Source organism: Flavobacterium sp. Root186 (assembly GCF_001428525.1).
GTDB lineage: Bacteria > Bacteroidota > Bacteroidia > Flavobacteriales > Flavobacteriaceae > Flavobacterium.
Genome location: NZ_LMHW01000011.1, coordinates 22,796 through 37,660, shown reverse-complemented (window position 1 = coordinate 37,660; position 14,865 = coordinate 22,796). Strand labels below are relative to the sequence as shown.

The window sequence follows — 14,865 nt, the reverse complement described above, 5'->3', positions numbered from 1 at the left end:
ATTTTTTTAGTTAGCAAAATCATTGTAAACCGGAGTATCTAAGGATACAATTCTCCAGTTGTCTGTGTACACTTTTACTGAAGTTGGTTTTGAAGCAAATTCTACTTCACTTGCAGTTCCTGTAACGTCTTTTAGTTTTACATCAGAATTTTCAAAGAAAAAGCCGAAATTTTGATACGTTGCAGCTTCACGATATGCTAAAACTGTTTCAAAAGTGAATGCTTCTTTAGACCATGCATAAAATTTATTTAGCGGAATAGTAACCGTTGTCCATCCTGTAGTTTGAAAAGCAACCGATTTTCCGTCAACAATCCACGGCACATAATTATAAACAGCTCCTGTCCATTCTCCTCCATTAAAATTATTAACCATGCATATTTTTAAGAATCCGGAATCTTTCCAGGCATCGGGAACGTATACATCAAACTGTAATGCTACTTTGTCCAGCGGTGTGCTTGCCGGAATATAGGGTGTTAATTGTGTTCTCCAGTTATCGACTCCGTTTCCTGCTGTCCAAACTTCAGAACATCTGTTTTTAGCCGCATCAAAAGAAGCAATTCTTGCCGGACGGTGCGGTATGTATTTCCCTTGTGAAATATTTCCTGTCCCTAAAGCAAGTGATTCTAAATCTTCTGGCTGGATCATACTCGTAGAAGTTCCCCAATAACCGTGCTGTCCTCTTCCGTCAAAATCTAGTAAAACACCTTTTTTAAAGTTGAAGTATGCCGGCGAATAAACACCTCCGTTTGAAGTTTCTGCAAATAACGAACCTCCGTTGTCTGAAACTCCATTTGGTACAACCACGGTAAAAAACTCACCGTCTTCATCTGAAGTGATTCCTGTTGTTACTTCGATATTTCCCGGGAAAACTACTTTACTTACTTCGGTTAAACCTGTTCCTGAAACAGTTATGGTTTCTCCAGCATTAGGCATTGTGTTTGAAATGTTTGTGATTGCAGGTTTTCCTGAACGAATTTCAAATGAAAATGTAGTTTCATTATTATCGTTTACAAATCTTATAGTGTTTCTTACAGATGGATCTGCCTCTAAAATTGGTGTATCGGCAGAAACATTGATCAGCATCGAATTATCAGATACAAAAACTACATTGAAGTAAGTTAAATATCCGTTGATGTACACTCTTTTTAAACCTGTAAAACCAGAACCTTGTATACGTAAAGCTTGTCCTAAACGGGCAAAAGTCACTTCTCTATCCGGAACAGATGAGTTTACATCTTCCAGAAAAACTTTTGATATGGTTATGGTTCCGCCTTCAGAATCGTTATTGTCACAAGAAGTAAATAGCGTACTAAAGAACATTATTCCCAGCAGTGCGATGGGTGCCCAATATTTTTTATTTAAAATATATTTCATATTAATATTTTTTAGATTGTTGTTTTTCAAAATACTAGAACAAGTCTGTTATTTTTTCTTCTGTAAATTGATATGGAACCGGATTTTCTCTCAACAATGGATTCTGAACCAGTTCTGATTCCGGATAAGGCAGAAGGAAAATTGTAGCATCGATTACGCCAATAGAACGCGGACTGCTGCTTCTTGCAGGGTCTATAGATACCGTATTTGTTGCTGAATCATAAAGAATGGGCTCAATTGTACCGCGATTTTGTGCTGTTACGTAGTTAATAACTTCTTGCTGTTTGTAATAAGCGCGTCTCACTAAATCGTACCAATATTGTCCTTCCATTGCTAATTCAACTCTTCTTTCATGAATGATATCAGCGTAGGTTAAAGTCGTTTTTGGGTCAAGACCTGCACGAACACGAAGTTTGTTTACGCCATCTAAAGCAAGTGCATCTGCTGTTGAAGCGTTGTTTCCTAAAGCAGCTTCGGCATAATTTAAATATACTTCTCCTAAACGCAGCATATAAGTATTTAAAGCGGAGTTCATACGGCTAATTTTTGAATTGTCTTTTGTAGAACCTACAACTCCTTTTTTTACGGTTAAGAATTCTTTTGCGTGATCAACTGTATAACCTCCGTTTGATTTGTTGATTTCCGGATAGAAATCATCATCACCCATCCAGGTTGCTTTACGACGAAGATCTTTTGATTCGTATTCTTTTAAAACATCATTCGAAGCTCTTGTCCAGTAACCCCAGGCTGCATCATCTCCTGTAATATCAGAACCTAAAGCAAAATAAGCCTGATGTGTATTAATAACTCCATAATCTCCGTTTGGAACCCATTGCAGGGCAAACATCGATTCTGTATTGTTGTTGTTATCAATCATAAACAAATCAGCGTAGTTTGTCATTAAACTGTATGGCCCTGAAGTAATTACTTTTTCGGCTGCTTTTTTGGCTAAATCTAAATATTGCTGATTTCTTGATCCGCTGTTTGGATTGTCGCTTACTCCCGAATATGATAAGTAAACACGAGACAGCATTCCGAATGCACTGTATTTTGTTAAACGTCCGGCTTGTCCTGCAGTTTCCGGCAGATATTTTGCTGCAAATTCTAAATCGCGAATGGCAAATTCGTAAACATCTTTTAATGGATTTTTGTTTACAATTGGATTTTTAACCAATTCTCTCGGGTCTGTAGAAATAATTACATCTCCCCATAAAGAGGCTAAATACCAATAAGCGGTTCCTCTCATAAAACGTGCTTCGGCGATATATTTGTTTTTAACGCTTTCGTCTACTTTACTATCGGAAATACCGATAATAACGTTGTTTGACTGCTGTACAACATTGTATAAAGATCCCCAAGCCGAAACTAAAGGTCCGGTTAATCCTGTTTCAGATAAATCTGTAAACGGATAAACGTAATCAGAATAGGGAGCGTACAAATTATCTGAACGTCCGTCGCCTAAACCGTAATAGAATTTATCATTAAAGTCAAACCAAACTCTGTTATAAAGCGGGCCTGTTGCCGACTGAAAATCTGATTCTGATTTATAGAAATTCTCTTTTGTGATTTGATCTTCTGGTTCGACATCTAAAAGATCACTACAACTAGTCCAAACAAATGGCAATGCGATCATAAGAACCGTGTAAAATATTTTTTTTGTTTTCATAGTTTGTAAAATTTTAGAAATTAACATTCAATCCAAGCGTTGTAATAATTGGCGAAGGATAACGTCCATTATCAATACCACTTAAAAGCGCATCCTGATTAATTGATCCCACTTCTGGATCGTAACCTTTGTATTTTGTAAATGTTAAAACATTTTGCGCATTAGAATATATCTTAATGTTTGAGATTCCGTATTTAGAATATAATTTCTTTGGAAGATTATATCCTATCGAAATATTCTTTACTCTGACATAAGAACCATCTTCTACAAAACGGTTGCTAAAACGGTAGTTTGAAGCTGATGATGCAGACGACGCAGCAATTCTGGTCATATAAGGATCTCCGCCCACAATTTGCACATTACGATAATCGTTTGGCCCGTTTGGATCGATTAATTCTAACTGCGCATATCCTAAAGAAGATTTCAATAAATTGGTATTTTCACGAGGATTTTCTAACCAGCGTCTTTGGTAGTTTACGATATCATTTCCGTAAGAACCTGTCAGCAAAATATTGATATCAAATCCCTGAAAAGAAAATGTGTTTCCGATACCGAAAGTAAAATCAGGAGCCGGATTTCCGATATAATCACGGTCTTTTTCGTTGATGATTCCGTCTTTGTTTACGTCTTCAAAAATATAATCCCCAATCCAAACGCCGTTTTCGCCAATCGCCATTCCTTCTGGTAAAGCCGTTGGTTTTACCACTCCGTCTTTATCTTTATAATAGAAATCCGTAGCTTTTTCAAATCGGCCAATAACTTTATATCCGTAAAATTGCCCTATTGCTTCTCCAACAGCCGTTCTGGTAACGGTTGTAACATCAGAACCTTGCTGAATTGTTTTATTTAATACGCCAGATTCTGTATTAAGCGCCAGAACTTTGCTTCTGTTCATCGAGAAAACAATATTAGATTTCCATATAAAATCGTTTCTCTCCATGTTAATGGTATTCAAACTAAACTCAAATCCTTTATTTTCAAGAGATCCAATGTTTACTGTTGGCGGTCTTGTAGCGCCTTGCCCTGTTGTTCCTACGTAAGCAGGCAATGGAAGTTCCAGAAGTAAATCGTTTGTCTTTTTGTAATAAACATCAGCAACCAATTCTACTCTGTTATTAAAAAGACCAAGATCTAAACCTAAGTTGCTCGAATAAGTAGTTTCCCATTTAATGTCTGGATTTGCCGTATTTCCTGCCAACTGCCCAGTTCCCCAGTTTGTTGCCGAAGATCCGTAAATTGAAGTGTAAGCATAGTTTGGCGCGCTTTGGTTACCAACTGCTCCCCAACCTAAACGTAATTTTAAATTGTTGATAGTTTTATTTTCCTTTAAGAAATTTTCATTTGAAATTTTCCAGGCCAAAGCAGCTGACGGAAACCATCCCCAACGATTTTCTTCTGCAAATTTTGAAGATCCGTCTCTTCTTAAAGTAGCAGTCAGCAAATATTTATCATTGAAAGAATAAAACAATCTTCCGAAGTATGAGCTGATAGAACTTACGCTGCTTGAATTTGAATTTCTTGCTGTTGTAGCATCTCCGGCATTTAAATCTGTAGCACCATTTGTGATGTACCCAGAACGGTATCCGTAAAGGCTTTCCCAGCTTGATTCCTGCATTTCCTGACCTAACATTGCATTAATGGTATGGACACCAAAAGTTTTATTGTAAGTCAATAAATTATTCCAGCTCCAAAATGCACTGTTTGATTTTGTTCTTGTTCCTTCACGTACATCGTTTACCAATGCTCCAAAAGTATAAGATGGATTAAAAGTATAATTGTTTGCAAATCCGTAATCTAATGAATATTGTGTTTTGAATTTAAGGTCTTTTGTAAAACCAATTTCAGCATACGTATTAGCTCTGATTGCGTAATTTTTATTGTGATTGTCTTTTATAGACGCTAAACCTATTGGGTTGTTTTGAACGAATTCTGTAGTGTCCGGACCATCAAAAGTTCCGTCGGCATTACGAACCGCAACGTTTGGAGTTTGTTTTAAAGCAGTTATGATTAAAGCATCGTCTGTAACCGTAGTCGTTTGGTTGTATTGACTCAGAGCAAAATTTACTCCCAATTTTAAGAAGCTTTTTACCTGTGAATCTACAACTCCTCTTAAATTGAAACGGTCAAATGAAGAACCAATTGCAATACCTTCCTGATCTAAATATCCTATCCCTAAAGAGTAAGTTGTACTTTCCGAACCTCCGGAAGCTGATAAATTGTAGCTCTGCATTAAGGCTGTGTTGAACAATTCTTTCTGCCAGTCTGTTCCTTCTCCTAATAAATCAGGACGAATGAATGTATTGTCACGCTGTACAATTCCTAAATCTGAGCGTGTGTTTTTTAATGTTCCGTACTCTCTAAGGTTTAATAAATCTAAGTGTTTCGGAATTTCCTGCCATCCTACATAACTGTCAAAGTTTAAAGTAAGATCGCCTTTTTTACCGCGCTTTGTAGTTACGATAATAACCCCGTTTGCTGCTCTGGAACCATAAATTGCAGTTGCAGAAGCATCTTTTAAAACGTCCATCGAAACAATGTCTGACGGATTAATCATAGAAAGCGGGTTTGTGTTTACAGAACTTGTAGTATTGTCAATAATAACGCCGTCGATTACAAAGATTGGTTCATTTGAACCTGTTAACGAACTGATACCACGAATACGAATGGAAGAACTCGCACCTGGTGCACCGTTGTTTGCCTGTACATTTACACCCGCAGCACGTCCTTGTAAAACCTGCTCGATTGATGTAGTAACTGACTGGGCAACGGCCTGACTCGTTACGGATGAAACAGAACCTGTCAAATCTGATCTTTTCATGGTACCGTAACCTACCACTACAACTTCTTTTAAGCTGCTTACATCTTCTTCCAGTATTACGTCTATTTTACTTTTGTTAGCAACTGCAACGTCTTTTGAGCTATAACCAATAAAGCTGAAAGATAAGGTTGCATTTGCGGGAACCGGGCTGATGGTATACGTTCCGTCAAAATTAGAAACTGAACTGATTTTAGTTCCTTTTACAAAAATGTTTACTCCCGGTATTGGTCCGTTACTATCAGAAACAGTTCCTGACACAGTGGTTTGTGCATTTACCGCAGCAGAAAATACTAACATCAGGATTAGATATCCTAAATTTTTAAAGTATTTTGATTTGCTTTTAGTAATTAAAAGGTTAGTCATAAATAATTAGTTTAATGAGTTAATAGTATGGTTTAGTTAGTTTTTTTTATGAAATGATATAGAAGCTGGTTTTTAGAACAAAAAATACTTATAATCATTATTGAAACAAATATATATAAAAAACAACAACACACAATCGGTTGCGTTAATTTTATTTAAGAATTTTAAAAAAATATTATCTTAAAAAAACATATAGTTTATTTATATTGCCAAAAAATTAAATTATATACATATTTTTCAACTTCTTCAACTAAAAGATTATGAATAAAAAGCTGTTTCATTCAAAATATTAAAAAAAGTATAAAATATAGAATTTAAGATATTTTCAATACATCTACATCGTTTTAGTAATACTAAAATTACAGAATAATTGAATTTTTAACTTAATATTCTAAAGGAAAGCTGAATACGAGTGCCTCTCGAAAAATATTTGATTTTAAAACAATTCAAAAAGGCAATCGGTTGTTGAAAAGTTACAAAAAAAGCCCTTTTCCAAAAGAAAAGGGCTTAGTCATTGTGCTGCGTATTTGAGTTTAGAGATTCATTTTTTTTGCATCTTCAACAAATTGTTTTAAACCAATATCAGTAAGCGGATGTTTCAATAATCCTTTAATTGCTGATAGCGGCCCGGTCATAACATCTGATCCTACTTTAGCACAATTTACAATATGCATCGTATGCCTTACCGAAGCAGAAAGTATTTGCGTTTGATAATCGTAATTATCATAAATTTCTCTGATTTCAGCAATTAAATGCATTCCATCTGTCGAAACATCATCTAATCTTCCTAAAAATGGAGAAACATAAGTCGCTCCGGCTTTCGCAGCCAATAATGCCTGCCCTGCCGAAAACACTAAAGTTACATTGGTTTTAATTCCTTTTGAAGAAAAATATTTACAAGCTTTTATACCGTCGCCAATCATGGGTAACTTCACCACAATCTGCGGATGTAAAGCGGCAAGTTCTTCTCCTTCTCTTATCATTCCGTCATAATCGGTTAAGATTACCTCAGCAGAAACATCGCCGTCGACAATATTACAAATGTCAAGATAATGTTTTAGGATATTTTCCTTTCCGGTAATACCTTCTTTTGCCATTAAAGAAGGATTGGTGGTTACGCCGTCAAGAACTCCGAGAGATTGTGCTTCTCGAATGTCTTCCAGATTAGCGGTATCAATAAAAAATTTCATAAGTTTTTTGGTTTAAGGTTGGTGGTTATTTTGTGGTCTGTAATTGTTTTAATGGAGTAAGTTGTGTGGTTTTAATGAGTTGAATTCCTCTCAATCTTGTCATTTCGAGGAACGAGAAATCTTCGTCAGTAGCTCCTCACTAAGGATCGCCAATCTTTGTAGAGTTTCTTGCGAAGATTTCTCGTTCCTCGAAATGACAAGATTGTGGGTATTTCTTTGTGTAATTATCTTTGTCAAAGTTTAAAACTTTGATAAAGATTGTGTGTAAACTGTTAGTGAGAAAAAAATGTGCATTTCGACCGATTCTGCTCTTCAAAAAACCTTCAATAAAAAAATAACTCACTTAATAATTTTATCAAACTGACTTCATTTTTTCGTTTTAATCATTAAAAAATAGCTAACTAAACCTTCAATCTATTTTCTTCAAATCTAAATCTCAAAAACAAGTCATAATCTTAATACACATTTCTCAATTTTATCTAAAATTAACTGTTGAAATAATTTTTACTTTCTACAGCTATCATATAAAGATTTTGATTTTTTTTAGATATTTTATCTCACTAAATATTTTTGTAGAAACCTAACAGGTTTTCAAAATCTGTTAGGTTTAATATATTTTTAAAATCTTACCAATTAAATATATTGGTTAATAATATTTTCAAACAATTCCTGTTTACCGCTCTGAAGCGTTAATTCTCCATTTTGATTTGCGATATCGTATAAATCTTTAAGGGTTAATTTTCCTTCTGCAAAATCTTTTCCTTTTCCTGCATCAAAAGAGCTGTATCTTTCTTTTCTTAATTTTTCATAAGGAGAAGAAGTAATGATTTTATCAGCAGTCAATAAAGCTCTTGCAAAAGTATCAGCACCACCGATGTGCGCTAAGAAAACATCTTCTAAATCTGTAGAGTTTCTTCTGATTTTAGCATCAAAGTTAACACCTCCACCTTGTAATCCGCCAGCTTTTAAGAAAACCAACATTGCCTCAGTTGTTTCTTGGATATTATTTGGGAACTGATCTGTATCCCAGCCATTTTGGTAATCTCCTCTGTTTGCATCGATGCTTCCTAACATTCCCGCTTTTGCCGCAACTTCAAGTTCATGTTGGAAAGTGTGTTGTGCCAATGTAGCGTGGTTTACCTCGATATTGATTTTGAAATCTTTATCTAAACCATATTCTTTTAAGAATCCAATTGCTGTTGCCGAGTCAAAATCGTATTGGTGTTTTGATGGCTCCATTGGTTTTGGCTCGATAAAGAAAGTTCCTTTAAAACCTTGTGCTCTTGCATAGTCTCTTGACATAGTTAAGAATTGTGCCATGTGGTCTAATTCTCTTCCCATATCGGTATTTAATAAAGACATATAACCTTCTCTACCACCCCAAAATACGTAGTTTTCTCCGCCTAAAGCGATTGTTGCGTCAAGTGCTAATTTTACTTGCCCTCCTGCTCTTGCTACTACATTAAAATCAGGATTTGTAGCTGCTCCGTTCATGAATCTTGGGTTTGAGAAACAGTTTGAAGTTCCCCAAAGCAATTTAATTCCAGAGTCTGCTTTTTTCTGTTTTAAGTAATCCGTAATAAATGCTAAACGTTTTTCTGATTCTGCGAAAGTTGATCCTTCAGCAATCAAATCGTAATCGTGAAAACAGAAATAATCGAATCCCATTTTGCTGATAAATTCAAAAGCAGCATCAGCTTTATCTTTTGCTGCTTGGTACGGATCTGAAGACTTATCCCAAGCAAATTGCTGTGTTCCTGGTCCGAATGGATCACTCCCCTGTCCGCAGAATGTATGCCAGTAAGCGATAGCAAATCTAAAGTGCTCACGCATTGTTTTTCCAGCTACAATTTGGTCTGGATTGTAATATTTAAATGCCAATGGATTATCAGATTCCTTTCCTTCAAATTTTATTTGGCCAATACCTTTGTAGTATTCTTTATCTCCTAAAACTATCATTTGTTCTTTTATTTAGTTGTTAATATTAATTCTAATTCTTGTTTCCATTTTTTATAAGCCGTTTCGTAAGGTTCTTTGTTGTGCAGCGGTAAAAACGTCATCACGTGATCGTTGTCACTCACATTAGCTCCGAATTTGTTGTAATCACCATCTTTTAAGCCAACTGCTCTTGCGGCACCCACTGCTCCGGTTGTATTATAAATTTCAATTTCGTGACCAATTAAAGTCGCCACAGTATTCGAGAAAATCTCAGAACGGAAAAGATTATCATTTCCGGCTCTTATGACATTAATTGTCGCATTATCCTCTTTTAAACACTCCATTCCGTACACAAATGAAAAAGCAATTCCTTCAAGAGAAGCTCTAAACAAATGCGCACTATTGTGAATATTTAAGTTGAGGTTTAAAAAATGTGTTCCAATATTCTTGTTGTTGAACATACGCTCAGCACCATTCCCAAACGGAATCACCACTACGCCTTCTGAACCCACTTCAATATTCGAAGCTTTTTCATTCATAGCCTCGTAGCTTTCATTCCCCATATTATTTCGAAGCCATCTGTACTGAATTCCTGCTCCGTTAATATTCAAAAGTTTACCAACTCTTGGCGTTTCCAGTTCGTAGTTTACGTGAACGAAATTGTTTACTCTCGTACTTTTTCCTAACGACATTTCGCTTACTGCATAAAAAACACCTGAAGTTCCACCCGTAGCCGCTACTTCTCCCGGATTCAAAACATTTAAAGCCAAAGCATTATTTGGCTGATCTCCTGCTCTATACACAATCGGAATTCCTGCTGGAAGACCTGATTCTGCCGAAGCTTTTTCAGTAACAACTCCTTGGTTTGTAAAGTTTTCTACAATTTTTGGCGTCAAAGACTTATCGATTCCATAGTAATCCAAAAGCCAGTCAGCAACTTTATTTTCTTTATAATCCCAAAGCATTCCTTCAGACAAACCATTTTTGGTTGTCGTTACTTCCCCTGTTAATTTCAAAGCGATGTAATCTCCCGGAAGCATGTATTTAGCAATTTTATTATAAACTTCGGGTTCGTTTTCTTTTACCCATTTTAGTTTCGAAGCCGTAAAGTTTCCAGGAGAATTCAATAAATGCTCCATACATTTTTGCTCTCCAATTTCGGCGAAAGCGGTATTTCCAATTTCAACCGCACGGCTGTCGCACCAAATAATCGAATTTCGAAGCGCATTTCCGGCTGCATCTACAATAACCAATCCGTGCATTTGGTACGAAATACCAATTCCCTGAATTTTAGATGCATCAATATTAGCTTCTCGAATCGCTCTTTTAGTTGCCGTACAAATGTGCTGCCACCAGATTTCAGGATCCTGCTCTGCCCAATCCGGGTGAATCGAAAGGATTTCCATTTCGTTCTGCGGTTCATTCAAAACGATTACTTTTTTACCTGTTTCCGCTTCTACCAAGGCTGCCTTGACAGAAGAACTTCCAATATCATATCCGATATAATACATACTTACAATGATTCTCTTATTATTAATTTTGTCGGCACATAACACTGAGTATCTTCATCATGCGTAATAAATGCCGCTGCTTTGGTTCCTAGTTCCTTAAAATCAGTTGATACAACTGAAATCCCTTTGTATATAAATTTCTTCATTGGCGTTTCGTTGTACGACAAAAAACCAACGTCTTTTCCGGGCTCTAAATCTTTCTCTTTACACTGTTCTAAAAAATAGCCTAAAATCCTGTCACTTACACTGATATACGCCATTCCTTTTTCGATATTGAATTTTTTAGGATCTGTTACAATCTCATATTCAAAGTTGAAATCAGCACAGAATTTCTTAAAAAAGTCAACCGTTTCTTTTGGGTGATTTGTAAAATCCGGATACACAAATTGTATCTTTTTATACTTTTTAAACAAATCAGCCGCCTCTGTCAAAGACTCATAAAAAGCTTTCCCAAAATCCTGAAAAACATAATTATAACTTTTATCTGCCTGAATATTCCAGTCAATCAAAAGCAGTTTATCTTTCGAAATGGCCGACAAAGCCGGAGCAATTTCTTTGTGATCAAAATTCATCACCACATATTTGTAATACTTCCCAATTCCATTATTGATAATCGTTTTAAAAACATCAATGTTATAATGGTGAAACTGCACATCAGTAATCACATTATCGGGCAGGTTATTCACAAACGAATGGTACAAAACCTCTTTATATGCCTTAAAAGTGTCTAAAACCAAAAGCACTTTTCTCGTTTCTCCCGAAACATAATATCCTTTGTTTGGTACAGATTCAATCGTATTCTGATCTTTTAAAATCGTATACGCCTTAAAAACCGTATCTCTAGACAACTGATTCGTTTTACAAATACTATTTACGGACGGAAGCAAATCTCCCTTTTGCAATATATTTTCAGCAATTGCATTTGTTATTCCGTCTACCAATTGCTGGTATTTGGGAATGTCACTTTCATGATTTATAGCAAATACAAATTTCTCTTGTTCTTCGTTTAGCATACCGTTCTGTTCCGTTCTGTTATGGTTTGCTAAAGTAATTAATTGTCTTTTATAAAAAAATACTTTTACATTAAAAATTGTTATCTTTTTATTCCCTTCAAAATAATACTTTGGGCGTGCCCCTCCGGGTCGGGCTATCCGTTTCAAGTCCTCGCACTTCCTTCGTCAGGCTGTGGGCTTTCCACTTCTATCCCTCACGCAAACCAACCTTACAAGAAACAATAAAACCCACACAACCGATTGTATTTTTTTATGAAATTTTTTTAATCTATTAATCTTCTTATTCCATACGGATCAATTGTAACAATCGAACCATCTTCCAGATAATCAATTTTAGTTACTTTCATGCTTCTTAAATGTGTCACGCCTTTTGACAAACTAGAATCGTGATAAAATAAGTACCATTCGTTTTCAACCTCACAAATAGAATGATGCGAAGTCCATCCTACAACCGGATTCAAAATTCTTCCCTGATACGTAAACGGCCCATATGGATTATCACCAATTGCATAACAAATAAAATGCGTATCTCCAGTTGAATACGAGAAATAATATTTTCCGTTGTATTTATGAACCCATGAAGCTTCAAAAAAACGACGGCTATTATCCCCAGCTAACAGAGTTTCTCCATTTTCATCCAGAATTTTAATTTCTTTTGGATCTTCTGCAAGCTCCAGCATATCGTCACGAAGCAGCGCTACAATTGGCCCTAAAGCGGGTTCGTTTCCAGAAGGTTCTTCGTTGTCAGAATCATATTTATTGTTTCTGTATTTCTGCAGCTGTCCGCCCCAGATTCCGCCAAAATAAATATAATGTTTACCATCTTCGTCTTCAAAAACCGCCGGATCGATACTGTAACTTCCTTTTATTGCATCTGGTTCCGGCTTGAAAGGTCCTGCTGGAGAATCCCCCACTGCAACTCCAATTTGGAAAATTCCGTTGGCACGTTTTGCAGGGAAATACAAATAGTACTTTCCATCTTTATGCGCCGCATCTGGCGCCCACATTTGCTTCTCGGCCCAGGCAACATCATCTACATGAAGCGCAACACCATTATCCACCGCTTTTGATGAAATACTTTCCATCGAAAAAACGTGGTAATCTTCCATCCCAAAATGATCTCCGTTATCGTTAAACGGAATTCCGGCATCAATGTCATGCGACGGATAAATATAAATTTTACCATTAAATACATGCGCCGACGGATCGGCCGTATAAATGTGAGAAACTAAAGGCTTTGAAATTGCCAGTTCATTAATTTCCTCGAAATTAATTTGTTCAATGCTATCTTCAGGCATAGTAATATCTTGGTTTTAAATAATTAAGTTCTTCTTTCTTTTAATTCGGTTTCAATCTGCACCTCCATTTGTTTATTGATTTTATAGAAAAACAACAATCCGGCTCCAACTAAAAATGGAATTGCAGGAAAAATGCTGACCAATAATTTGATTCCGTTAATCGCCGTTTCGGTTTGTACAGCAGAATTTGGAGCGTAATGGAAATAGCCTAAAAACAATGTTGTTAAGGCGCCGCCAATACTTAATCCGGCTTTTAAACCTACCATCATGGCAGAGAAAATAATTGCAGTGGCTCTGCGGTTGTTCAGCCATTCTGAATAATCGGCAACATCAGCAATCATTGCCCAAAGAATTGGGATTGTAATTCCGTAGAAAAATCCGTGTAAAATTTGGGAGAAAAATATTAAGCTGATTGATGTTGGCGAAAAGAAATAGAAAGCGATAATAAAAAGTGTTGAAATGAATAAAAACAACCGGAATACATTTCGTTTTCCGTATTTATCTGCCAGGTTTTTAGACAACGTAATTCCAACGATCATAAAAATAATACCGCCCGCATTAAACAATCCAAATCCGGCTGAAATGGGATCATTTCCAAAATGATTTAGTCCGATATTCGATAAAGTATCTAAAATAGGCTGAATAAAAAGAGCCAATTGCTTTTTATCTACATAATTTTCAAAGTAATACACATACGAACCGCCTTTCATTGCCAGTGTAATAAAAACCAAAGTTGTAAGTGAAAGCATGATTACCCACGGTCTGTTTTTTACCAAATCGCTTAAATCTTCTTTTACACTTGATTTTTGTTCCGGCTTCGGGATGATTCTTTCTTTTGTGGTCAAAAATGTAATTAAAAGCATGATCGTTCCAATAATTGCCAGAACCGTCATTACCTTTTCAATACCAATTGCTTTGTCTCCGTTTCCGGCACTTTTTATAATTCCGAGCATAAAAACCTGAACAAAAAACTGCGCAAACATAACGGCCACAAAACGATATGACGACATACTGTTTCTCTCGGACATATCGCCTGTAATTACACCACTTAAAGCAGAATATGGCAGATTATTTCCGGCATAAAAAAGCAATAATAAAGTATAAGTTACAACGGCATAAATTACTTTTCCTTTATAAGAGAAATCAGGAGTTGAAAATGCTAACAACGCCACTACTCCAAGCGGAATTGCGGTTGCCAAAATCCACGGTCTGAATTTTCCCCATTTGGTACTGGTTCTGTCTGCTAAGACGCCAATAATAGGATTGAAAATAAAAGCCGCAACTAAACCAACAATCAGCATGATGATAGAAGAATCTGTTGGCGATAATCCGTAAATATCAGTATAAAAGTAAGCCAGATACGTCATCAAAGTTTGAAAAACTAAATTGGCTGCCAAGTCTCCTAAGCTGTATCCAATTTTTTCTTTGATGGATAATTTTTGTGAAAGGTTATTCATTTTATGGTTTGTGGTTATTTTGGGTTAGTTCTTATTTCTACAGGGTTTCCAAAAACCTTGTAGGTTTAAAATTGTTTTTGCAATACTTCTCAAATATACCTGCAAGGTTTTTGGAAACCTTACAGGAAAGCGAATTGTGATTAAAACAATCGGTTGTGTAAAATTATGCAAAAAAACATATTATGCAAATTTACTTTACTTTATTTCAAGAATATTTTTAAAAACAACCGATTGTTA

At 35.9% G+C, this 14,865-nt stretch carries 9 protein-coding genes; all 9 read right to left on the bottom strand.

Annotation, left to right across the window (positions count from 1 at the left end):
- Positions 1-6: 6 nt before the first annotated feature.
- The 9 genes from ASD98_RS09345 to ASD98_RS09305 all read right to left on the bottom strand — a co-directional run bounded on the left by ASD98_RS09345 (position 7) and on the right by ASD98_RS09305 (position 14,628).
- Complete coding sequence (locus tag ASD98_RS09345; protein WP_056203378.1) at positions 7-1,374, bottom strand: glycan-binding surface protein; 1,368 nt, start codon at positions 1,372-1,374, stop codon at positions 7-9.
- Positions 1,375-1,408: 34 nt separating this feature from the next.
- Complete coding sequence (locus tag ASD98_RS09340; protein ID WP_056204357.1) at positions 1,409-3,040, bottom strand: RagB/SusD family nutrient uptake outer membrane protein; 1,632 nt, start codon at positions 3,038-3,040, stop codon at positions 1,409-1,411.
- 13 nt (positions 3,041-3,053) lie between these two features.
- Entirely contained in the window at positions 3,054-6,221 is a 3,168-nt protein-coding gene (locus tag ASD98_RS09335) for a TonB-dependent receptor (protein ID WP_128414809.1), read from the bottom strand.
- Between the two features lie 533 nt (positions 6,222-6,754).
- On the bottom strand, positions 6,755-7,411 hold the full coding sequence (gene fsa, locus ASD98_RS09330; protein ID WP_056203373.1) for a fructose-6-phosphate aldolase: 657 nt from the start codon (positions 7,409-7,411) through the stop codon (positions 6,755-6,757).
- A 633-nt stretch (positions 7,412-8,044) separates the two neighbouring features.
- Positions 8,045-9,370: a xylose isomerase gene (gene xylA / locus ASD98_RS09325; RefSeq protein WP_056203368.1), complete on the bottom strand. Its 1,326-nt coding sequence runs from the start codon at positions 9,368-9,370 to the stop codon at positions 8,045-8,047.
- Between the two features lie 8 nt (positions 9,371-9,378).
- Positions 9,379-10,860, bottom strand: coding sequence for a xylulokinase (locus ASD98_RS09320; RefSeq protein ID WP_056203366.1), 1,482 nt, complete (start codon positions 10,858-10,860; stop codon positions 9,379-9,381).
- A gap of 2 nt (positions 10,861-10,862) precedes the next feature.
- The gene (locus tag ASD98_RS09315; protein ID WP_056204351.1) at positions 10,863-11,873 is read right to left on the bottom strand and encodes a GntR family transcriptional regulator; all 1,011 of its coding nucleotides are present in this window, start codon (positions 11,871-11,873) and stop codon (positions 10,863-10,865) included.
- A gap of 263 nt (positions 11,874-12,136) precedes the next feature.
- Positions 12,137-13,171 (bottom strand): glycoside hydrolase family 43 protein, encoded by a 1,035-nt coding sequence (locus tag ASD98_RS09310; RefSeq protein WP_056203362.1) that lies wholly within the window; start codon positions 13,169-13,171, stop codon positions 12,137-12,139.
- A gap of 23 nt (positions 13,172-13,194) precedes the next feature.
- The gene (locus tag ASD98_RS09305; RefSeq protein WP_056203358.1) at positions 13,195-14,628 is read right to left on the bottom strand and encodes an MFS transporter; all 1,434 of its coding nucleotides are present in this window, start codon (positions 14,626-14,628) and stop codon (positions 13,195-13,197) included.
- Positions 14,629-14,865: the final 237 nt, after the last annotated feature.

Bases quoted from the DNA above. Each gene is read 5' to 3' on its own strand.
- ASD98_RS09340 (WP_056204357.1), bottom strand. From the start codon at position 3,040: ATGAAAACAAAAAAAATATTTTACACGGTTCTTATGATCGCATTGCCA.
- xylA (WP_056203368.1), bottom strand. From the start codon at position 9,370: ATGATAGTTTTAGGAGATAAAGAATACTACAAAGGTATTGGCCAAATA.
- ASD98_RS09310 (WP_056203362.1), bottom strand. From the start codon at position 13,171: ATGCCTGAAGATAGCATTGAACAAATTAATTTCGAGGAAATTAATGAA.
- fsa (WP_056203373.1), bottom strand. From the start codon at position 7,411: ATGAAATTTTTTATTGATACCGCTAATCTGGAAGACATTCGAGAAGCA.
- ASD98_RS09335 (WP_128414809.1), bottom strand. From the start codon at position 6,221: ATGACTAACCTTTTAATTACTAAAAGCAAATCAAAATACTTTAAAAAT.
- ASD98_RS09315 (WP_056204351.1), bottom strand. From the start codon at position 11,873: ATGCTAAACGAAGAACAAGAGAAATTTGTATTTGCTATAAATCATGAA.
- ASD98_RS09320 (WP_056203366.1), bottom strand. From the start codon at position 10,860: ATGTATTATATCGGATATGATATTGGAAGTTCTTCTGTCAAGGCAGCC.
- ASD98_RS09305 (WP_056203358.1), bottom strand. From the start codon at position 14,628: ATGAATAACCTTTCACAAAAATTATCCATCAAAGAAAAAATTGGATAC.
- ASD98_RS09345 (WP_056203378.1), bottom strand. From the start codon at position 1,374: ATGAAATATATTTTAAATAAAAAATATTGGGCACCCATCGCACTGCTG.